We start from the raw sequence: 20,027 nt of genomic DNA on the forward strand, positions 1-20,027 counted from the left end.
TCCCGTAGAGTAACGAGTTCGCACGGCCCGCCCGCATATCGCGGCGGGCCGTTTTGCATTGGCCCGCACGGCGGCACTGGCGGCGATCTTCACCCGGTGCTACGACCGCGGCCATGGCAAAAGAAAAGAAACCCCAGCAGGTCTACACGCTGCTTGTCGAGGTCGGCCGCAAGGCCGAAGACGGCCTGCCCGACGGCGCGACGGGCGCGGCTCTGATGTGCTATGCCTCCGGCGTCGACGAAGCCGAAGCGGTGCGCGAGACGGTGGCGATCCTGAAACAGGCCGACCTGAACCCGCTCGACGTGACCGGCTACGGCACGCTTGAAGAACGGCTCGAGGACGGCCACGACATCTCGGACGAGGAACGCGAGTTGATGGCGCGCGCGCTGGCCGAGAACTCCGTGATCGTCGCGCAGATGACACCGTTCTTCGGGGACGACGCGTGACCGCGGTCTTCCTCGACCTGGACGGAACGCTTACCGACCCCAAGCCCGGCATCACCGCCGCCGTGATCCACGCCCTGACTCTGCTCGACCGCCCGGCACCCCCGGCGGACGAACTGACATGGGTCATCGGCCCGCCGCTTATCGACAGCTTCGCAAGAATGGGCGTGCCCGACCCGGCACAGGCACTGGCGCTTTACCGCGGGTACTTCTCGGATCGGGGCCTGTTCGAGAACACGGTCTACGACGGCATTCCCGATGCGCTCGACGCCATGCGCGCCGAGGGCCACCGCCTGTTCCTCGCCACCGCGAAACCGCATGTCTACGCCCGCCGGATCACCGCCCACTTCGGCCTCGACACCTACCTCGAGGCGCAATACGGCCCCGAACTCGACGGCACGATGAACGACAAGGCGGATCTTCTGGCGCACGCGCTGGCCCGGCAGAACATCTCCCCGTCCGACGCTGTCATGATCGGCGACCGCAGACAGGACATCGCCGCGGCAAGGGCCAACGCGATGCCCGCGATCGGTGTCACTTGGGGATACGGCGCGGCGAACGAACTCGACGATGCCGACACCCTCTGCCACGCGCCCGCAGACCTTCCCGCCGCGATCCGCGGCCTCTTCTGACCCCGGCTTCTTCTTTTCCGAAATACCTCGGGGGAGCGCCGAAGGCGCGGGGGCAGAGCCCCCTACATCGCCGAGATATGCGCCCCCGCCATGTCGCGCAGCACGCCGCGTTCCAGTTCCATCTCCTCGAAGCGCTCTTTCACGATGTCGCCGATCGACACGATGCCGACGATGGCGCCCTCTTCGATCACCGGCACATGGCGCACGCGCGCCTGCGTCATCCGCCGGGCGACCGCGGCGACGGTGTCGTCCCGCGCGCAGGTGACCGGCAGCGGGTCCATCACCTCGCCCGCCGTCATCTGCAGCGCACGCGGCCCGTGATCCACCACAGCGCCCAGGATGTGCCGCTCGGACAGAAGCCCGCACAGGTGCCGGCCATGCTCGCATACGACAAGCGCGCCGACGCCCTGCAGCTTCATGTGTGCGGCGCAGAATTCCAGCGGCTCGTCGGGGCCGACAGTGCGGATGTGGCTTTCCTTGCGGTCGATGATCTCGCTGACGAACATAGGCTATCCTCCCCTGAAAGGTTCGATTGCCCGTCGGGTCATGCCCCCCGCCGGAGCATCCTTGCATCGGCGGGCCATCTGAACGCAACATAACACAGAAACCGCCGCCCCGCGACGGCCATCGATGGCGCTACTGCGCGAGGCCCAGCGCTTGAAGATGCGCGACGCTGGCCTTTACCTTCGAGAAATCGTTGATCTCGACGATAAGATGCGGCCGCGCGTCCAGCCGGCCCAGCGCCGCGAAGACGGCGGCGAAGTCGATGGTCCCCTCGCCCAGCGCCCAGTGGCAGTCGCGGCTGCCGTCCGTGTCCTGCAGGTGCACGTGGGCAAGCCGCTCGCCCGCGGCGTCAATGAACCCGGCGGGGTCCGGCGCGTCGCAGGCGTGGTGCGCCCAGTTGGCATGGCCGGTATCGACCGACAGCCGCAGCGCCGGGCTGTCCGCCACCGCGATCACCGCCGCGCGTTCCGCCGGGTCGACGTCTTTGATGTTTTCCAGCACCATCGTCACGCCGATCCCTTCGGCCCGCTCTAGCGCCGGCGCAAGCGTAGCAAGGATCGCGTCCACCCGCCGCTCGCGGTCCTTCGGTTTGTGGCCGAGATTGGCGTGGTCCCACGGGTCGTAGGGAGAATGGATCACCATCTGCCCCGCCCCAAGTTTCTCGCAGGCGTCGAGACAGGCCAGCAGCCGCGCCTGCACCACGGGCCGAAATTCCTTGTCCGAGACATCGATCTCGAACCCCTTGAACGGTCCATGCACCCCCAGCCGGCCATTCCAGCCGTCCAGCTTGGCCTTGGTCTTGGCAATCAGCGTATCCGGCGCGCGCAGGATGTCGGTCATCGCGTATTCCGGCAGTTCCAGATCGCGGTCCTTTTCGATCAGCCATTCGCGATGACTGTCCAGCAACAGCGCCGTCAGCTGCGCCCCGACCACCGGAAGATCGCCCATGTCCGCCTCCTACCCGTCGAACCCGGACTTGAGGATCACCGGCACGATGATGTCTTCCTCGTCCGTCAGATGCCGCTCCAGCAGCTGTGCGAAACCGCCCAGTTCGGTATGGAACGCACCCGCCGCATCGCGCCGCGCGTCGCCCGTCTCGGCCGTCAGCAGGGCGTTCGCCTTGTCGGCGAAGCGGTTCAGCATCGGGTCGATCAACTGGTGGTCCGTCTCCAGCATATCGAACCCGCGCTCGATCCGCGCGTCGATACCGACAAGCTGCGGAAAATAGTGCATGTCCTCGATCTGGTGATGACCGTGCAGCTGGTTCAGGAAACTGCCGCCCAGCCGGGACAGCCGGCGCGCGTATTGGTCGAACTCGGCCTTCCCGTCGATGAAACCCTCGGTATCGGCGGTCATGCGGCGGGTCATTTCACGGAACATCATGTGCCGGTCCAGCCAGAAGCGGACAAGCTGGCCGAAGTTCTCGTGCCCCTCCCACACCTCGCGCGGATAGGCTTCCAGCAGCACGCGCAAAGCCTCGGGAAGCCCAGCGCGGGTATTCAGATCAAGTTCCGACATCGACAGGCTCCCTGGCTGCCCCCTGTCTCCCTGATGCCTCACCCAAGATCAACCTCCCCGGCGCACCGCGGTCGTTAACCTTTTGTTAACCAATTTGAACGGACCATGCGCGCGGGGGACAGATCGGAGGTGGGATGGGTATCCTGCGATTTGCACCGGTATTGCTGGTGCTGACCCCCCAATGCGCCGAGGCAGGCGCTTGGGCGCGCGGCGAAGGTCAGACCTTCGTGGCCCTGAGCTACAAACTCGAAGGCGATCCGGAAACGCTGGGCACGCCCGATTTCGAGACATCCGGCTACACGTCGCTTCTGGTGGAACGCGGGCTTGGTCCGCGCCTGACGTTCGGCCTTGATGCCGGGATTGACGACAGCGGCGACGCCACGGCCATCGCTTATGTCTCGCGCACCGTGGGGCCGGATGACGGACCCAACCGGTTTGCCCTGCACGCGGGCGGCGGCGCCTCGCGCCATGACGGCATGTCCGAGGCGCTGGCGTATCTTGGGGCGTCATGGGGCCGCGGGATCGAGACACGCTGGGGCAACGGCTGGGCCGCGGCGGACCCGATGCTGTACTACCGCACACAGTCCGGCGACGTGATCGTGAAGGCGGACGTGACCGTCGGGGTCTCTCCGACAGACAAGGCGAAGGTCTTCATCCAGCTTCAGGCGGGCCAATACCCCGACGCGGACGCCTACCTGCGCGTTGTCCCGTCAATGGCCTACAACATAGGCGAGGGGCGCGATCTCGAGATCGGCACGCCACTGGGCCTTGTCGGCGACGATGGTGTCGGACTGAAGCTTGGGGCGTGGCTGTCGTTCTGAAGGCTCAGCCGAAATCGGCCGCCACCTCGTACATCACCGGCTCGAAACTCTTGGACAGGGATCCGAACCGGCGGTTGCGTTCGCGCATCTCTTCGCTGCGCAGCATCGCCTGAAAATCCTCGCGCCGGCTCCACTGGCTGTAGTTCGCAATCCGGGTCTGTGCGTCGTTCACGTGCAGCCCGGCGGCGATGAAGCCGGGCTGTTTCGAGATGAAGCTGTCATAGGCCTCGGTGAGTGCTTCCAACAGGTCCTGGCAACTGCCGGGATTGACTTCGAACGTGGTGATGACGGTCTGCAGTGCCTGGCTTTTGGCGATCTTCACCATGGCTCGGTTCCTCCCGTTTTACCTAGCTACGGGATCACCTTAGCACATGAACGCAGCACTGCGCATGGCGCACGACACGCGCGGCGGTCGAGCCAAGGAAGAAGTCCTGCAGGCCGGGACGGTGCGACGCGATCACGATGAGATCGACGCCGTGACTGTCGGCGAAGTCGACGATGCTGCGACCGGCATGCCCTTCGATCACCTCGGTCGAGACGCGGGCGTCTTCCTTCAGTTCAGCCTTCATCCGGGTCACAAGGTTCTCGGCCCGTGTCTGCACGTGGTCTTCCGGCAGGTACTGTGCGGCGAAACCCGGCAGCGGTTCGTTGACGTGAAGCGCGGTGATCTTGCCGCCGTCGTCCATCAGCGCCGCGGCGACCGCAAGCGCCTCGTCGGGCGTGTGTTCGTGGTCCAGCGCCACGGGGATCAGGATGTGCTTGTACATGGAACTCCTCCGATCAGGTCCGGGGTCAAGAATACTGCCGCGCCGGCCCGGGAACCTTGATCCATGTCAGCCACTTCGCCGCTTGCGCCCGCCGCAGCGACAGACGCAAACTCCGGGACATGACCGATCCCATCCGCCCCACCGACGACGAAGCCCGCGCCCTTGCCCGCCGCCTTCTTGACGACGCACGTTTCGCAGCCCTCGCCGTGTCGCTGCCGGACACTGGCACCCCGATGGTGACCCGCATCGCGCTAGCCCGCGACGAACAAGGCGGCCCGATGACGCTGATCTCGTCGCTGTCGCAACACACCGCAGCGCTTCGGGCGTCGCCTGCGTGCTCGCTTCTTGTCGGCGAACCGGGCGAGCGCGGCGATCCCCTGACCCACCCGCGCTTGACGCTGCAATGCACCGCCGATTTCCTCCCCCGTCCCGGAGCGGCCCACGACCGCCTCCGCGCGCTGTATCTTGAACAGATCCCGAAGGCGAAGCTGTATATCGACTTCGGGGACTTCACCTTGGTTCGGCTGGTTGTGCAGGAGGGCTTTCTGAACGGCGGCTTCGGAAAGGCGTTCCGGCTGACGGCAGAGGACCTTGCCCTAGGATGACATCCGCCGGATGCCCTTCAAAGGCATCGGAAAGCCCGAGCCTTTGAAAGGCGATCGCTGCGGATGCTGGTCGGTGATGAAGGCGATGCACAGGCCCCAGAGATCGCCCAGTTGCGCTATCGCGCCCAAGGCATGCGCACCTGCCCGAAGGGGGCGGATCTAGATCGGCCGATCCGCCCGCACGGTGACAAAGACCGACCCGCGGCACGGCTCTGGCCATTTCAGGTTGATCAGGTTGTTGTCCGCCCCCGCGTTGATGTCGACGGTAGGCATCGCATAGATCTTCGTGTCGGACCCGTTCAGGATGTCTCCCTTCAGGATCACCGACGACACCGTGCGCGAGTTCCCCTCGAACGGCAGGAAGTCACCGACGTTCAGCGTCCACGTCGCCGCGTTCGACGCTTGATCGAATTCCAGCGTCACCGGATTCAGCGTCTGCTTGTCCACCGCGTTAAAGGTGTTGCCTTCGAAAATCACGTTCCGGGTCCGGAAATAGTCGAGATCCGCAATCGAGTTGTCGACGCGGTCGACACGCTCGATCTCGCCATTGAAGACGCGGAACGTGTTTCCGATCATCGACAGCCCTTGCACGAAATGGTCCGCGCCATGCGGGCGGATCAGCAGGAAGGACGTGTCGAATGAACAGTCGCTGGCCACGAAGATATTGCCGGTCACGGTCAGGCCACCGAACGAGAACTCTGACGCGAAATCCGGGTTGGCGTCGTGCTCGTTCGTCATCTCGATCCACGAGTTGTCGATGTAGTTCCCGGTGATGACCGAGTTCACGTTCGGATAGGTAAAGACGATGGCCGCCGTGCGCGGCGCTTCCGGCAAGCCGTCACCGCCGAAGGTGTGGTTGCCGACGATCAGGTGCCCGGTGCCATGCAGGACCGCCATACTGCGCAGACGCTGAAAGCGGTTGTCGCGGATCTTGGCGTCGTTGGCGTTCACGTTGAACCCGATGGACACGCGCGCCGTCGCGGCCAGCGACTGCTCGTCCGAATAGAACGAGCACCGGTCGATCTGAAGGTCCTGACAGCCCGACCCGATCGACGTGATGCCACGGTGTTTAGGCCGCGTGAAATGCACGTCCTTGAAGTGCATCACCTCGCCCAAGGGGGCGATCATCACCGCACTGGCGTGGCCGCCGCACTGGAACTCGACATCGGTCAGTGTCAGCCGCGACAGCTTGGTGAAACCCGAGAAATCCAGCACGTACCGGAACCGGGTAAAGGTGAAGGTCTGGCTTCCCGCTGCGTTGTACAGCGGCTGGCTAAGCTCGATCTGCTGCGCGCCCACATCCGTGGACCGCACGTAGACCTCGCGCCCGACGCCGTTGCCCTGCACCAGCGACCCGACCTCGATGCCGGCAATATTCGCGACCGCGGTCAGCCGGGTTGGGTTCGCGGTGGAATAGGTCGCCGAAGAGGTCACGACATCCGCGTCCCAGTCTGAGGAGGACAGGCAGTCGAACTGCCCATTGCGGATCACGCGGCGGCTTTCCCACGTGTCGCGGTTCGGAACGGCCGCATGCATGTCGATGGGCGCGTCCAGTTCGATGCGGCGCCCGCACAGGTCCAGCGACTCGTGATGGCCCGCGTTCAGCAGCGCCTGCCATGCCTTCTTGAACGCCAGCACTTCGTCCCCGAAGGCCGACAGATAGGCGTCATAGTCGAAACCGCGACGGAGGATCAGCATCACCTCCGTCGCGCAGGTCACCGTGCCTTCGAATTTCACGAAGTGGTCGAAGGTCACATTCGACGCCAAGCGGTAGGTTCCCTTGGGCACCAGCACCGTGCGCCCGGCCGCCGCGTCGTCGGCCGCCGCGAAGGCCGCGCTGTCGTCGGCCACGCCATCGCCCACCGCCCCGAAGTCGCGCACATCGACTACGCCGATCATTGCGCGCAGGAAGGCGCCCGTGACGTCCTCGATGACGATGTCGTCGATCCGCACCACGCCGCCATTGGCGCCCGTCAGGTCCAGCCCGAAATGCCCGTAGACCGGCTGCACACCCCACGCCATGTCGACGCCGCCCCGGCTACCGGTGCCCACGATGGCAGAAACCTCGACCACGTCGCCATAACCGGTCAGCGCCACCGACGCGCCGGTCTCGTCCAGTCCGCCGACATGCGTGTCGCTTCCGTCACCGGCCCAGCCCGCGATCCGTACCGAAGGCAGGTTGCCGCTGACCGCCTTCACCCGCGCGGAGATCCGCAGGTAACAGCCGGGCAGGATCGGCGTCTGGCCCATGAAGCGCAGCTTTTGTGTCGTCTCGGTCTTCACCAGTTCAAGGCAGCCGCCAAAATCCGCGTCAGCCGGAACGAAGGCGGCATTGGCCGCTCCGTCATAAGTCGCCGACCCGGCCGTGCCATTCCCGCTCGACCAGACATCCAGCCCGTCGATGAAGGGTGTGGGCATCAGCACCAGACCGTCGGTAATCACCTTGTTCATCAAGTACCCCTTTCCAAGTCCATCCGGCTCGCACCCCGACGCGCACGCCAAACCGCGAACGGGCCGCAGGGCCCGCGACATATCGCTCTGTCGGGAAGATCCGGGCCGATGCGCCCGAAGCGGAAGGGGAGGTATCACGCGCCTGCTGAAGGGCGTGTTAAGCATCCGAGCGGATGGGACGTGGCCCTAGGCCGCCACGTCCGGGGCGGGCAGCAGGAACACACCGTCGATAAGCCACCCCTCGGCGCCCTCGATCATGTGGTATTCCAAAGCGTGGACCGCGCCTTGCGCGTCGGTGATCAGGACGCGCTGCACCAGTTGCCCGTCGCGGTCTTCCAGCGGAAGGTAGCGCACGTCGCCGGGCCGCCAGACCATCGGATAGCCCTGCTGCACCATCATCCCGAACATCTCGGGTGTGCGGAAGATGCGTTGAATGTTGGGCGACGCGAAGCTGAACGCCTCGTCCACATCATCCGCCTTGAACGCCTCGAACTGCTGGTCGATGACGCCCCGTATCTCGGCGTCCTGTGCGTGTGCCGTGGCGGCAAATGCAAGAAAAATGGCCGCAACTATGTATTTCATGGTCGAACCTCCTTCATATCTGAAGATACGAACCTGTTAGCCGTTCGGTTTCATCTCGGGCCGGAACCCTGTCCGCATTCTCTACGTTCATTCGCCATGCCCTATGCCTTCACCTCCTTCGACGACACGGTCCAGCAAGGTTTGCGCCGGATCGCCCGAACCCAGCTGACCAGCGCCCTGAACGGTCTCGACCATGCCGATGACCTGCACCTTGCGATCCACGACGCACGCAAGGTCTGCAAGAAACTGCGCGGCCTGATCCGGCTGGTCCGCCCCGTCTTCCCCGAATACGCGAAGGAAAACGCCGCCCTGCGCGACGCCGCCCGGCTGGTGTCGGGTTTCCGGGACAGTACCGCGATGATCGAGACCTACGACAGGCTCGACGCAAGCCCGCACCACGACCACGATCGAGACGTTGCGACCGCGCTGCGTGAAGAGTTGGAAGCCCGTCGCGCGGCCGAGGAAGAAGACGAAACGGTTCAGGACAAGCTGAAGGCCTTCCGCAAGGCGCTGTCTGACATCCGAGACCGGGCCGAAAAGTGGAAACTGGGCAAGGACGGCTTTGCCGCCTTCGACGACGGCCTGACGGACAACGTCAAACGGGCCCGAAAAGCGATGAGAACCGCGCGAAAGACCCGGACGGTCGAGGACTTTCACATCTGGCGCAAGTTCGTGAAATACCACTGGTACCACGCGACCCTGCTGCACAACGTCTGGCCAAGGAAGTTCGAGGCGCACATCGAGGCCGCGAAGGACCTTGGCGACCTGCTTGGCCAGCACCACGACCTGTCGAACTTCCACATCCTTCTTCAGGACCCCGACATGCCCGGCGCGGCACGCCACGCGCTCTACCCGCCCGCACGGGACGAGATGCAACGGCTGGAGAAGGAAGCCCTCGACCTCGGCGCGTTGCTCTTGGCGGAAAAGCCGAAGGCGCTGTCCAAGCGCTGGCAGGCGTGGTGGGCGCTCTGGCGAAAGGCCTGAAGGCCCTCGCTCATGAAAGCAGCGCGAATAATGCAGAAATTCGCAGCGCACCGGGCGTCAATGCAACGCCCGGCGCCTGTGGTTGGCGCTTAACCCGCCTGTAGCTCGCCGTTCAGCCCGGCATCGATCAGCGCGATGCTCTCTTCGACGCCGTACAGCGCGATGAAGCCGCCGAAGCGCGGCCCCTGGCTGGCGCCCAGAAGAACCTCGTACAGCGCCTTGAACCAGTCGCGCAGCGGCTCGAAGTCATGCGCCTTGCCGACGGCGAAGACCATCGACTGAAGCTCTTCCGGGTCCAGCCCGCCATCCCATGCCTTCAGCCGGTCGCGCAGATCCTCCAGCGCGGCCCGCTCCTGGTCGGTCGGAGCGCGGAACACCTTCGTCGGTTTCACGAAGTCGTTGTAGTACCGCACCGCATGCCCCGCCGCCGCGTCGAGGTCCGGATGCGTCTGGGGCGACGCGTCCGGCGCGTAGCGGCGGATGAAGCCCCACATCTGGTCCTTGTCCTCGGCGTGGCTCACGCTGGCAAGGTTCAGCAGCATCCCGAACGGCACCACCATCTTCGACTCCGGCACAACGCCGTTGTGGATGTGGTAGACCGGGTTCGCCAGTTTCTGCGTCGCATCCTGTTCCGGATAGGCCCGCAGTTGCTGGTGATATTCGTCCACGGCGCGCGGGATCACGTCGAAGAACAGCCGCTTCGCCGTCTTCGGCTTCTGGTACATGAAGTACGACAGGCTCTCGGTCGAAGCATAGGTCAGCCATTCGTCGATCGAGATACCGTTGCCCGACGACTTCGAGATCTTCTGACCCTTGTCGTCCAGGAACAGCTCGTACGTGAAGTGCTCCGGCGCCGGCGCGCCAAGGATGCGGCAGATCGAGTCATAGATCGGCGTGTTGGTCGAGTGGTCCTTGCCGTACATCTCGAAATCGACGCCCAGCGCGGCCCAGCGCGCGCCGAAGTCCGGCTTCCACTGCAACTTCACCTGACCGCCGGTCACCGGCAGCGTCCATTCGCGGCCCGTGTCGTCGTCGAAGGTGATCGTGCCCTCTTTCGCATCCACGTTCTTCAGCGGCACGTACATGACGCGGCCGGTCTCGGGGTGGATCGGCAGGAAGATCGAATAGGTCTGCTGCCGCTCTTCGCGAAGCGACTTCAGCATCACTTTCATGATGTCGTCGTACTTCTCGCAGGCCCGCAGCAGCGTCTCGTCGAACTGGCCCGACTTGTAGAACTCGGTCGCCGAATAGAATTCGTACTCGAACCCGAAGGTATCGAGGAACCGGCGCAGCATCGCGTTGTTGTGGTGCCCGAAGCTTTCGAATTCTTCGAACGGATCATAGACGCTGGTCAGCGGCCGCTGCAGGTCTTCCCGCAGCCGGTCCTGGTTCGGGACGTTGCCCGGCACCTTCCGCATCCCGTCCATGTCGTCCGAAAAACAGATCAGCCGCGTCGGGATGTCCGAGATCAGCTCGAACGCCCGCCGGATCATCGTGGTGCGCAGCACCTCGCCGAAGGTCCCGATATGCGGCAGGCCCGACGGACCATAGCCAGTTTCGAACAGCACATAGCCCTTCTCCGGCGGTGCCTTCTCGTAACGTTTCAGCACCCGGCGCGCTTCTTCGAAGGGCCAGGCCTTGGACGTCATCGCGGCTTCGCGCAGATCGGACATGTCTTTCTCTCGATTCGATGATGCGGGGCATCCTGCCCCAGGGACGCCACTCCCTATTGCCCGGACCGTTCCGCGTCAATATTTACGCGGTTGAAGTCCGTTATCGAAGGATTGCCCGGTGCCCGACAATCAGCCCACCCTGTCGCCGCAAGACAGCCTCGTCGCGGTGATGATCGCGATCTCCGCATCCGACCAGAACATCCGCACCGCGGAACTCGTCTCGATCGAGTCGATCCTCGACCACATGCCGGTCTTCGCGGATTACGACAAGGACCGGCTGAAACGCGTCTCGACCACCGTGTTCGACCTGTTCAGCGAAGAGGACGGGCTCGACGCGCTGTTCGGCCTAATCCGCGAGAACCTGCCCGAGAAGCTGTGGGAAACCGCCTATGCGCTGGCCTGCGACGTCGCGGCCTCGGACGGCCTTCTGGGCGAGTCCGAACTCCGCTTCCTCGCCGAGATCCGCTACGAACTGCGCATCGACCGCCTGCACGCCGCCGCCATAGAACGCGGCGCCCGCGCCCGGCACATGCAGCTCTGACACCGAACCCGGCTTCTTCTCTTTCGAAATACCTCGGGGGAGTCGCGGCACGCGACGGGGGCAGAGCCCCCGGCGACGCTATTTCCGAAAGGTGATGCCGGCGGTCCGCGCGGGCGTCAGACCATCGGCCCTCAGCCCATCCGCTCCGACGCGTAAGAGCCCGGGGAAGCCGGGAAGACCACCGTCTTGTTTCCGTTCAGGAACACCCGGCGATGGATATGCGCGTGGATCGCGCGGGCCAGCACCTGGCTTTCCACGTCGCGGCCCAGCGAGACATAGTCCGACGGCGACTGCGCGTGGGTCACGCGTACCGTGTCCTGCTCGATGATCGGCCCCTCGTCGAGATCGGCGGTCACATAGTGCGACGTTGCCCCGATCAGCTTGACGCCCCGCTCGAACGCCTGCTTGTAGGGGTTGGCGCCCTTGAACGACGGCAGGAACGAGTGGTGGATGTTGATGATCCGGCCCGACATCTTCTGGCACATTTCGTCCGACAGGATCTGCATGTAACGCGCCAGCACGACCAGCTCGGCGCCGGTGTCCTCGACCACGTCCATGATCCGCTTTTCGGCCTCGGGCTTGTTCTCTTTCGTGACCTTGATGCAGTGGAACGGGATGTCGTGGTTCACCACCAGTTTCTGATAGTCCATGTGGTTCGAGATCACCGCCACGATCTCGATCGGCAACGCACCGATCCGCCAGCGGTACAGCAGGTCGTTCAGGCAATGCCCGAAGCGCGAAACCATGATGACGACCTTCATCTTCGCGCCCTCGTCATGGAACGCGAAGTCCATGTCGAATGCCTTGGCGGTCTCGGCGAAGCCCGCTTCCAGGTCTTCCAGTTCGGTACCGGTTTCGGACACCATGCTGACGCGCATGAAGAAGTTGCCCGTCTCGAAATCGTCGAACTGCGAGCTGTCGGTGATGTTGCAGCCCTTCTCGGACAGATAGGCAGAGATCGCCGCGACGATGCCACGGGTCGTCGGGCAGGTGACGGTCAGAGTGAATTTCGACATTCCGGCTCTCCTGTCGGGTCGGGCCTCGCGGGCCATTCTTGTATTTGGATGGGGTCTCAGGCCGTCAGGCCGTCGGGCTCCGGCAGACCGTTCGCACGGCAGCAGGCGGTCAGCGTGTTGGCCAGAAGGCAGGCGATGGTCATCGGACCGACACCGCCGGGCACCGGCGTGATCGCGCCCGCGACGTCCACGGCGCTTGCGAAATCCACGTCGCCCACCAGCCGGGTCTTGCCCTCGCCGCGTTCCGGCGCGTCGATCCGGTTGATGCCCACGTCGATGACGGCGGCGCCCGGCTTGATCCAGTCGCCCTTCACCATCTGCGGACGCCCCACGGCGGCCACAAGGATGTCCGCCCCGCGGCAGACCTCGGGAAGGTTTTTGGTCCGCGAATGCGCGATGGTCACGGTGCAGCTGTCGCGCAGCAGAAGCTGCGCCAGCGGCTTGCCCACAAGGTTCGAGCGGCCAACCACGACGGCGTTCAGTCCCGACAGGCTGCCAAGCTGGTCGCGCAGCAGCATCAGACAGCCCAGCGGCGTGCAGGACACCATCGCCTTCTGACCGCTCGCCAGCAGTCCGGCGTTGACCACATGCAGCCCGTCCACGTCCTTCGCCGGGTCGATGCGCGCCACGATATCGGTTTCGCTCAGGTGATCCGGCACCGGGAACTGCACAAGAATACCCTGAACCGCCGGGTCGGCGTTCAGCTTGTCGATCAGCGCGTACAGCTCGGCCTCGGACACGTCGGCGGGCAGCTTGTGCTCGAACGAGTTCATGCCGACCTCGATGGTCTGCTTGCCCTTGTTCCGCACGTAAACCTGGCTCGCCGGGTCTTCGCCCACCAGTACGACCGCCAGACCCGGCGTAATGCCGTGGTCCGCCTTCAGCGCGGCGACTCCCGCCGCCACCTTTTCCCGTACCGTGGCCGCAAAGGCCTTGCCGTCGATGATCGTCGCGGTCACGCCGCACCCTCCAGTCTCTGGGCTGCGGTGGCCAGCGCGTGCCAAAGCGATCCCGCCGCCGAGCGCATGCCGATGACCGCAAGCCGGTCCTCGCCCCGTCGGATAACGAAAACGCCCAGATGTTCAAGCACGGTTCGCGACGCCTTGCCGGGCCGAAGCGTCACCGGGTCCAGATTCACGAGCCGTTCCAGCAACGCGAGGATCGGTGCGTCGCCGGTGTCCGAGGCGATCTCGACCGCAACCCAGCCGTCCGTCTGCTCGGTTACCGAACATCCCGGCGCGTTTCGCAGGACTTCGGCTGCGAAATCCTCGCCCAGGTCTTCGGGGATCGGCCCCTCGATCATCCACTGGTCCGGCCCGGTCCAGAAGGCTGCGACGCCGACGCCCTCGACCCACTCGCCGGGCCCCGGCAGCACCAGTCCCATCGGCTCTGGCCGGTCCGCTCCACGCCGCAGCGCCAGCGACGCCAGCGCCAGCCGGTCGTTCTCGGTCAGGGTCAACGCGCCGAAGCTGGCCTGTTTCGCGGTCGTCCCGCCCAAGGCTGTGATGGGTTGAAGGTCAGTCACGCAGCCGCTCCCCGTCCGGATCGACGAAATGCGGGCTGACCACCTTCGTCTCGATATTCACCCCGGCCAGCGGGTTCGCCGCAATGACCACATCGCCCACCCGCGCGTCGCCGTCTTCCAGCAAGCCAAGCGAGATGTAGCTGCCAAGGTGCGGCGAGAAACAGCTGGACGTGACCCAGCCCTGATCGGTCGCGGTGCCTTGCTCGGCGCCCGGATCGAACAGGTGCGCGCCCGCTACGACCTGCTGACTGGGATCGACGGGCATCAGCCCCACAAGCCGCCGTCGGTCGGCAACCATTCCTTCGCGCCGCGACATGACCGCGCCGATCGAGTCCTTCTTCTCGGACACCATCCGCCCCAGTCCCAGCATCGCTGCGGTGGTCTGCCCGTTGATCTCGGCCGCCACCGCGTGCCCTTTCTCAATCCGCAGCACGGCCAGCGCCTCTGTCCCGTAGGGCGTCGCGCCAAGATCCTGCCCGCGCTCCATCAGCCGGGCCATCAGCGCGTTGCCATAGCGCGCAGGCACCGCGATCTCATAGGCCAACTCGCCCGAGAACGAGATCCGGAACAGCCGCGCGCGCAGCCCGCCGCAAACGGTTAGGTCACCGCAGGCCATGAAGGGAAACGCCTCGTTCGACAGATCGAAGTCGTCCACCAGCCGCGACAGCAATGTCCGCGCGTGCGGCCCCGCCACCGCGATCTGCGCCCACGCATCGGTGGTCGAGATGACCTGCACGTCCAGTTCCGCCCATAGGCATTGCCGGGCGAATTCCATGTTGCGGAACACAAGCCCCGCGTTGGCGGTCGTGGTGGTGACGACGAAATGATCCTCGGCCAGCCGAGCGCAGGTGCCGTCGTCATAGACGAAACCGTCTTCCCGCAGCATCAGGCCATAGCGCACGCGCCCCACCTTCAGCGTGCCCATCATGTTGGAATAGACCCGGTTCAGGAACTCGCCCGCGTCCGCGCCCTGCACGTCGATCTTGCCCAGCGTGGTGACGTCGCACAGCCCGACGCCGGACCGCACCGCCCGCGCCTCGCGGTCGACCGACTGGCGCCAGTGCGACTCTCCGTCCTTCGGGAAATACTGCGCCCGCATCCACTGGCCGACCTCTACGAACGTGGCGCCTTCGGCCTTGGCCCATTCGTGGGTCGGGGTCAGCCGCGTCGGTCGGAAACCCGGCCCGGTGTTGCCACCCCCCAGCACCGAAAGCGCGACCGGCGTATAGGGCGGACGGAAGATCGTCGTGCCCGTCTGCGGGATGCCCTTGCCGGTCAGTTCCGCCATCACGGCCAGCGCCGTGACGTTCGCCGTCTTGCCCTGATCCGTCGCCATGCCCAGCGTCGTCCACCGCTTCAGGTGCTCGACCGGGCGCATGTTTTCCTTGTGGGCCAGCGCGATGTCCTTGACCGTGACGTCGTTCTGGAAATCCACCCAGGCGCGCCCCCGGCCCGGAACGTGCCAGAAGGCCGTCTGCCTCAGGGGCGCGTCCTCGGCAACCGGCACAGCGGTTTCGGACGCGGCGATGCCCAGCGCATCCAGCGCCGCACGCGCCTGCGCCACGCCATCGTGAAGGGCCGCATGCGTCGATCCTTGACCGGCAGCGGCCCCCGCGACCGTCATGCCCGAAGGCAGATCGCCACCGGGCAGGAAGGCAAGATGATCCTCCGACCAGACCGGGCGACCGCGATGATGCGAGGCGAGGTTCACGTTCGGGTTCCACCCGCCCGAGACGCCCAACGCCGAGCATTCCAGCCACTCCGGCTGGCCATTGCGGGTCACTTCGATGGACCGCAGACCAAGCCGTCCGCGTGCGCCGGTCACTGTTGCACCTGCCATCACCTGATAGCCGCCCAGCCGCGGCGCATCCTCGCGCGGGTCTATGACGGCCAGAACCGGAACGCCCTTTGCAAGCAGGTCCACCGCCGTCCGGTGCCCGTCGTCGTTGTTAGTGAAGATCGCGACCCGCTCGCCGCGCGCGACCGGGCTGACCGCCCAGCGGTTCGCATAGGCCCGCATCGCGCCAGCCAGCATGATGCCGGGCCGGTCGTTGTTGCGGAACGGGACGTGCCGCTCGGTCGCGCCGCCGGCCAGCACGGTACGCTTCGCCGTGATCCGCCACAGCGTCTGCCGCACCCGGCCAGCGGGATCGGCAAGGTGATCCGACACCCGTTCCACCGCGCCGTAGATTCCATGATCGTAAGCACCGAACACGGTCGTCCGCGTCAGCACCCGCACGTTGGGCAGGCTGGCCAGTTCCGCCTCGACCATGCGCACCCAGTCCGGTGCGGGCGCGTCGTCCAGCAGATGGCTTTCGGCCAGCAGCCGCCCACCCAGCCTGAAATCCTCGTCCGCAAGCACCACCCGCGCACCGGCGTGGCCCGCCGTCAGCGCCGCCGAAAGGCCCGCCGCACCACCGCCGATCACCAAGAGGTCACAGTGAAGGAAGCCCTTGTCATAGGCATCCGGGTCGGGCTCCATCGACAGCCGCCCCAGCCCCGCAGCCCGACGGATCGCGGGTTCGTAGAGCTTCTCCCAGAAGGCTTTCGGCCACATGAAGGTCTTGTAGTAGAACCCCGCGGTCAGGAACGGCGCGAACAGGTCGTTGACGCCCAGAAGGTCGAAGCCCAGCGACGGGAACCGGTTCTGGCTGCGCGCCTCAAGCCCGTCAAACAGCTCGGCCACGGTCGCCCGCGTGTTCGGTTCCTGCCGCGGTCCGGTGCGCAACTCGACCAACGCGTTCGGCTCTTCCGACCCGGCGGACAAGACACCGCGCGGCCGGTGGTACTTGAAACTGCGTCCCATCAGTTTCACGCCATTCGCCAGCAGCGCCGAGGCAAGCGTATCGCCCGGATGCCCGACATAGCGCCGCCCGTCGAACGAGAAACTCAGCACGCGGTCGCGGTCGACCAGACCTCCGTCGAGACGGCTCATGCGCCGGCTCCCTTCACGTCGCGCGCCAGCTCGGCGCCGAGGATTTCGTGGGTGACGGTGTCGCGCGTGACGACCAGCCACGAGCGGTCGCCCTGCTCGTGATACCAAAGCTCGCGGTGAACGCCGGCGGGGTTGTCCCGCAGGAAGACGTAGTCACAGAACGCCGCCTCGCCCTCGGCGGGGTCGGGGCGGTTCAGCAGAGAAGCGTCGCCGAGATAGGTGAACTCCTGCGCGTCTCGCAGGCCCAGCAGCGGATGGGGGATCAGCATTCCGACGCCTCCCGCACACGCGACGCGGTACGATCTTCTGGAAGATCGTGCGTTTCAGAATTTTCTGGAAAATTCTGCATCCTCAACACCTTCCTCAATGCAGGTTCGGCTGCGCGCCGGCGCCGCGCTCGTCGATCACGTAGCCGCGCGCGAAGCGGTCCAGCCGCATCGCTTTCGCCGTCTCGTGCGGGCGACCGGTGGCCAGCAGATGAGCAAAACAGTACCCGGACGCGGGCGTCGCCTTGAAGCCGCCGTAACACCAGCCCGCGTTCAGATAGAGCCCCTCGATCCCGGTGGCGTCGATGATCGGCGAGCCGTCCATCGACATATCCATGATCCCGCCCCACGACCGCAGAAGCCGTGCGCGCCCGATCATCGGCATCAGGGCCATGCCGCCCTCGGCCACGTCCTCGACCGTCGGCAGGTTGCCGCGCTGCGCGTACGAGTTGTAGCCGTCGATGTCGCCACCAAAGACCAGACTGCCCTTGTCCGACTGACTGATATAAAAGTGCCCGGCACCGAAGGTGATGACCCCCGGGATCGTCGGCTTCAGACCCTCGGACACGAAGGCCTGCAGCACGTGGCTTTCGATCGGCAGCCGCATCCCGGCCATCGCCATCACCCGGCCCGAGTTGCCCGCCACCGCGACGCCGACCGTCTTCGCGCCGATGCGGCCGCGCGTGGTCTCGACGCCGGTAACGCGGCCGTTCTCGATTTCGAACCCCGTAACCTCGCAGTTCTGGATGATGTCGACGCCGGCCATGTCGGCCCCGCGCGCGTAGCCCCAGACCACCGCGTCGTGCCGAGCGGTGCCTGCGCGTTCCTGCATCAGACCGCCCTTGATCGGAAAACGGGGGTTGTCGAAGTTCAGGAATGGCGCGCGTTCGCGGACCTCGTCCGCCGTCAGCAACTGCGCGTCCGCGCCCGCCAGCAACATCGCGTTGCCACGGCGGCGGTACGTGTCGCGCTGGCCGTCCGTATGGATCAGGTTGATGATCCCCCGCTGGCTGACCATGGCGTTGAAGTTGAACTCTTGCTCAAGCCCTTCCCACAGCTTCATCGAAAGCTCGTAGAACGGCTCGTTGCCGGGCAGCAGATAGTTCGACCGGATGATCGTCGTATTCCGCCCGATGTTGCCGCCGCCGATCCAGCCCTTGTCCAGTACCGCGATCCGCGCCTTGCCGAAGGTCTTGGCAAGGTAATACGCCGTGGCCATCCCATGCCCGCCGCCGACGATGACGAAGTCATACTCTTTCTGAGGCTCCGGGTCGCGCCACAGCGGCTTCCAGCCACGGTGGCCCCGCAGAGCCTCGGCGAACAAACGCAATCCCGAATACCGCATCCGACTCTCCGCTGATCTCGCGCCGACCCTGACAGACCGCCCCGCGATGGGAAGTCACGTTCAGGACATTCCCGGCCGCAGGCGATGATGTACCGTCAGATGTCCAGCGTGTGCTCCCGTTCCCAGGCCGAGAAATGCGACACGAAGCTGTCCCATTCCTTGTGCTTCATCTTGGCATAGGCCGCCGAGAACTCGGACCCCATCGCCGAGGTAAAGCCCTCATCCGCCTCAAAGGCGCGGATCGCGTCCAGCAGGTTCAGCGGCAGCTTCACCGCGTCTTTCACCGTATGGCCCTCGGCGTACATGTCGATGTCGTACCGCTTGCCCGGATCGGCCTTCGTCTTCAGGCCAGACAGACCGGCGGCGATGATCGCGGCCTGCAGCAGATACGGGTTCGCCGCGCCGTCCGGCAGGCGAAGCTCGAACCGGCCCGGCCCCGGCACGCGCACCATGTGGGTGCGGTTGTTGCCGGTCCAGGTCACCGTGTTCGGAGCCCAGGTCGCGCCCGACAGGGTCACGGGCGCGTTCAGGCGCTTGTAGCTGTTCACGGTCGGATTGGTGATCGCCGCCATCCCGGTGGCATGGGCCATGATCCCGCCGAGGAAATTGCCGCCCTCCGCCGACAGCCCCACCTCGCCGACCTGCCCGCCCGCATCGCCGGCGAACGCATTGGTCTTGCCGTCGGTCGACCAGACCGAGATGTGGGCGTGACAGCCGTTGCCCGTCAGCCCCTCGATCGGCTTCGGCATGAAGGTGGCGCGCAGCCCGTGCTTCTCGGCCACCGATTTGACCATGAACTTGAAGAAGGAATGCCGGTCGGCCGTGACCAGCGCGTCGTCGAACTCCCAGTTCATCTCGAACTGGCCGTTCGCGTCTTCGTGGTCGTTCTGATAGGGGCCCCAGCCGAGATCCAGCATGTAGTCGCAGATCTCGGAGATGACGTCATAGCGCCGCATCACCGCCTGCTGATCGTAACAGGGCTTCGCGGCGGTGTCGGCGGGATCGCAGATCTTGTCGCCCTCGGGCGTCAGCAGGAAGAACTCTGCCTCGACCCCGGTCTTCACGCGCAGACCCATCTCGGCGGCCTCGGCCACCAGCCGGCGCAAAACGTTGCGCGGTGCCTGCGCGACCTCCTGCCCTTCCATCACGCAGTTGGCGGCGACCCACGCGACCTCGGGCTTCCACGGCAGCTGGATCACGGTGTCGGGGTCCGGCACCGCCAGCATGTCCGGATAGGCCGGGGTCATGTCGAGCCACGTCGCGAAGCCCGCGAACCCCGCGCCGTCCGCCTGCATGTCCGAGATCGCCGCCGCCGGCACCAGCTTGGCGCGCTGGCCACCGAACAGGTCGGTGTAGGAGATCATGAAGTACTTGACGTTGTTCTTCTTTGCGAAGGCGGCGAGGTCGGTCATCGTGGTC

The 20,027-nt window shown here is 65.5% G+C and carries 22 protein-coding genes; 7 read left to right on the plus strand and 15 right to left on the minus strand.

The genetic code is table 11. The features are described from left to right. Positions 1–113 precede the first annotated feature (113 nt). Complete coding sequence (locus ACP156_RS19380; protein ID WP_425053024.1) at positions 114–446, plus strand: hypothetical protein; 333 nt, start codon at positions 114–116, stop codon at positions 444–446. Continuing rightward, positions 443–1,075 carry an HAD hydrolase-like protein gene (locus tag ACP156_RS19385; RefSeq protein WP_425053025.1) on the plus strand — a complete coding sequence of 211 codons (633 nt, stop codon included), beginning with the start codon at positions 443–445 and terminating at the stop codon, positions 1,073–1,075. The genes ACP156_RS19380 and ACP156_RS19385 overlap by 4 nt, the downstream gene beginning before the upstream one ends. A gap of 62 nt (positions 1,076–1,137) precedes the next feature. On the opposite strand, the gene ACP156_RS19390 is transcribed toward ACP156_RS19385, so the two are convergent. From ACP156_RS19390 to ACP156_RS19400, 3 genes are all read right to left on the minus strand, one after another. Beyond that, on the minus strand, positions 1,138–1,581 hold the full coding sequence (locus ACP156_RS19390) for a CBS domain-containing protein (RefSeq protein ID WP_425053026.1): 444 nt from the start codon (positions 1,579–1,581) through the stop codon (positions 1,138–1,140). Between the two features lie 130 nt (positions 1,582–1,711). Further along, positions 1,712–2,527, minus strand: coding sequence for a sugar phosphate isomerase/epimerase family protein (locus ACP156_RS19395; protein WP_425053027.1), 816 nt, complete (start codon positions 2,525–2,527; stop codon positions 1,712–1,714). A gap of 9 nt (positions 2,528–2,536) precedes the next feature. After that, positions 2,537–3,097, minus strand: a complete 561-nt coding sequence (locus ACP156_RS19400) for a hemerythrin domain-containing protein (RefSeq protein WP_425053028.1) — start codon at positions 3,095–3,097, stop codon at positions 2,537–2,539. Positions 3,098–3,231: 134 nt separating this feature from the next. On the opposite strand from ACP156_RS19400, the gene ACP156_RS19405 reads away from it, so the two are divergent. Next, positions 3,232–3,918, plus strand: a complete 687-nt coding sequence (locus ACP156_RS19405) for a hypothetical protein (RefSeq protein ID WP_425053029.1) — start codon at positions 3,232–3,234, stop codon at positions 3,916–3,918. Positions 3,919–3,922: 4 nt separating this feature from the next. Here the strand turns inward: ACP156_RS19405 and ACP156_RS19410 are convergent, their stop codons facing one another. Together ACP156_RS19410 and ACP156_RS19415 are read right to left on the minus strand one after the other, a co-directional pair. Continuing rightward, the gene (locus ACP156_RS19410) at positions 3,923–4,243 is read right to left on the minus strand and encodes an antibiotic biosynthesis monooxygenase family protein (protein WP_425053030.1); all 321 of its coding nucleotides are present in this window, start codon (positions 4,241–4,243) and stop codon (positions 3,923–3,925) included. A gap of 34 nt (positions 4,244–4,277) precedes the next feature. After that, positions 4,278–4,685, minus strand: coding sequence for a universal stress protein (locus tag ACP156_RS19415; protein WP_425053031.1), 408 nt, complete (start codon positions 4,683–4,685; stop codon positions 4,278–4,280). Between the two features lie 119 nt (positions 4,686–4,804). Here ACP156_RS19415 and ACP156_RS19420 point away from each other — a divergent pair, with 119 nt between their 5' ends. Together ACP156_RS19420 and ACP156_RS19425 are read left to right on the plus strand one after the other, a co-directional pair. Continuing rightward, complete coding sequence (locus tag ACP156_RS19420; protein ID WP_425053032.1) at positions 4,805–5,290, plus strand: HugZ family protein; 486 nt, start codon at positions 4,805–4,807, stop codon at positions 5,288–5,290. A gap of 1 nt (position 5,291) precedes the next feature. Continuing rightward, positions 5,292–5,453, plus strand: coding sequence for a type II toxin-antitoxin system YoeB family toxin (locus ACP156_RS19425; RefSeq protein ID WP_425053273.1), 162 nt, complete (start codon positions 5,292–5,294; stop codon positions 5,451–5,453). Here the strand turns inward: ACP156_RS19425 and ACP156_RS19430 are convergent. Further along, a complete protein-coding gene (locus ACP156_RS19430) occupies positions 5,450–7,741 on the minus strand; it encodes a glycosyl hydrolase family 28-related protein (RefSeq protein WP_425053033.1) in 2,292 nt (763 codons plus the stop codon). The genes ACP156_RS19425 and ACP156_RS19430 overlap by 4 nt on opposite strands. A gap of 186 nt (positions 7,742–7,927) precedes the next feature. Next, entirely contained in the window at positions 7,928–8,323 is a 396-nt protein-coding gene (locus ACP156_RS19435) for a DUF4864 domain-containing protein (RefSeq protein ID WP_425053034.1), read from the minus strand. A 96-nt stretch (positions 8,324–8,419) separates the two neighbouring features. Between ACP156_RS19435 and ACP156_RS19440 the strand changes: the two genes are divergently transcribed. Continuing rightward, positions 8,420–9,307, plus strand: coding sequence for a CHAD domain-containing protein (locus ACP156_RS19440; RefSeq protein ID WP_425053035.1), 888 nt, complete (start codon positions 8,420–8,422; stop codon positions 9,305–9,307). Positions 9,308–9,396: 89 nt separating this feature from the next. On the opposite strand, the gene ACP156_RS19445 is transcribed toward ACP156_RS19440, so the two are convergent. Next, the gene (locus ACP156_RS19445) at positions 9,397–10,980 is read right to left on the minus strand and encodes a lysine--tRNA ligase (protein ID WP_425053036.1); all 1,584 of its coding nucleotides are present in this window, start codon (positions 10,978–10,980) and stop codon (positions 9,397–9,399) included. 169 nt (positions 10,981–11,149) lie between these two features. Between ACP156_RS19445 and ACP156_RS19450 the strand changes: the two genes are divergently transcribed. After that, the gene (locus ACP156_RS19450) at positions 11,150–11,521 is read left to right on the plus strand and encodes a tellurite resistance TerB family protein (protein ID WP_425053274.1); all 372 of its coding nucleotides are present in this window, start codon (positions 11,150–11,152) and stop codon (positions 11,519–11,521) included. A gap of 131 nt (positions 11,522–11,652) precedes the next feature. Here the strand turns inward: ACP156_RS19450 and purU are convergent, their stop codons facing one another. From purU to glnT, 7 genes are all read right to left on the minus strand, one after another. Next, on the minus strand, positions 11,653–12,537 hold the full coding sequence (gene purU, locus ACP156_RS19455; protein ID WP_425053037.1) for a formyltetrahydrofolate deformylase: 885 nt from the start codon (positions 12,535–12,537) through the stop codon (positions 11,653–11,655). 56 nt (positions 12,538–12,593) lie between these two features. After that, entirely contained in the window at positions 12,594–13,496 is a 903-nt protein-coding gene (gene folD / locus ACP156_RS19460; RefSeq protein WP_425053038.1) for a bifunctional methylenetetrahydrofolate dehydrogenase/methenyltetrahydrofolate cyclohydrolase FolD, read from the minus strand. After that, on the minus strand, positions 13,493–14,062 hold the full coding sequence (locus ACP156_RS19465) for a sarcosine oxidase subunit gamma (protein ID WP_425053039.1): 570 nt from the start codon (positions 14,060–14,062) through the stop codon (positions 13,493–13,495). Before ACP156_RS19465 ends, folD begins: the two co-directional genes overlap by 4 nt. Continuing rightward, entirely contained in the window at positions 14,055–16,997 is a 2,943-nt protein-coding gene (locus ACP156_RS19470; RefSeq protein WP_425053040.1) for a sarcosine oxidase subunit alpha family protein, read from the minus strand. The genes ACP156_RS19465 and ACP156_RS19470 overlap by 8 nt, the downstream gene beginning before the upstream one ends. Next, positions 16,994–17,266: a sarcosine oxidase subunit delta gene (locus ACP156_RS19475; RefSeq protein ID WP_425053041.1), complete on the minus strand. Its 273-nt coding sequence runs from the start codon at positions 17,264–17,266 to the stop codon at positions 16,994–16,996. Before ACP156_RS19475 ends, ACP156_RS19470 begins: the two co-directional genes overlap by 4 nt. Positions 17,267–17,360: 94 nt before the next feature. Further along, complete coding sequence (locus ACP156_RS19480; protein ID WP_425053042.1) at positions 17,361–18,608, minus strand: sarcosine oxidase subunit beta family protein; 1,248 nt, start codon at positions 18,606–18,608, stop codon at positions 17,361–17,363. A gap of 95 nt (positions 18,609–18,703) precedes the next feature. Continuing rightward, complete coding sequence (glnT, locus tag ACP156_RS19485; RefSeq protein ID WP_425053275.1) at positions 18,704–20,020, minus strand: type III glutamate--ammonia ligase; 1,317 nt, start codon at positions 20,018–20,020, stop codon at positions 18,704–18,706. Positions 20,021–20,027: the final 7 nt, after the last annotated feature.

It is taken from the genome of Psychromarinibacter sp. S121, assembly GCF_049801035.1.
Taxonomy (GTDB): Bacteria; Pseudomonadota; Alphaproteobacteria; order Rhodobacterales; family Rhodobacteraceae; genus Psychromarinibacter.